Here is a 539-nt window from a genome sequence, read left to right as displayed (position 1 = left end):
ACCCCGCGTGGCACGACGCGCCGAAGGGCCGCGACGAGCACTGAGCCGACGCCTCACCAGCGGGTCGGCGGCGGGGCGGTGAGCAGGTCGGCCAGCCGGGACAGCCGGTCCCGGACACGGCGGCGGCCCCGGCGGGCGGGCAGCGCGTTCTCCCCGGCCGCCGCGCTCACCAGGTGCTGCACGGTGTCCAGGTCCAGCTCGGAGCCGTCCGGGACGGGCAGCACCTCGTGCGCCAGCGCCGGCAGCTCACCCGCCTCCGGACCCAGCGACAGCAGCGTCGCCCCGGCGCGGCGGGCGTCCGACACCCGCTCCAGCAGCGCCGCAGGCGGCTCGCCGGGCGCCACCACCAGCAGCGTCTCGCCCCGCCGTGCCGCCTCCAGCCGGCCCAGGCCCACCGCCAGGTGCGCCGGGTCCGTGGCGCGCGCGCCGTGCCGCACCAGCGTCGGCGCCAGCTCCGGGGTGCCCGACCAGGCCGCCTCGTCCACCAGGTGCGCCGCCAGGTGCCACGGCTCGTACTCCGGCGTGCCCACCAGCAGCAG

At 79.8% G+C, this 539-nt stretch carries 1 protein-coding gene; it reads right to left on the bottom strand.

What is annotated here, in order from left to right:
• Positions 1-53 precede the first annotated feature (53 nt).
• A partial coding sequence (locus LPA54_RS36170; protein ID WP_228984769.1) for a hypothetical protein occupies positions 54-539 on the bottom strand: 486 nt, incomplete at its 5' end.

Source organism: Streptomyces sp. DH12, from assembly GCF_020873895.1.
Classification (GTDB): Bacteria; Actinomycetota; Actinomycetes; order Streptomycetales; family Streptomycetaceae; genus Streptomyces.
The sequence above is the reverse complement of the archived record's forward strand: the minus strand, read 5'-3'. Positions and strand labels throughout refer to the sequence as shown.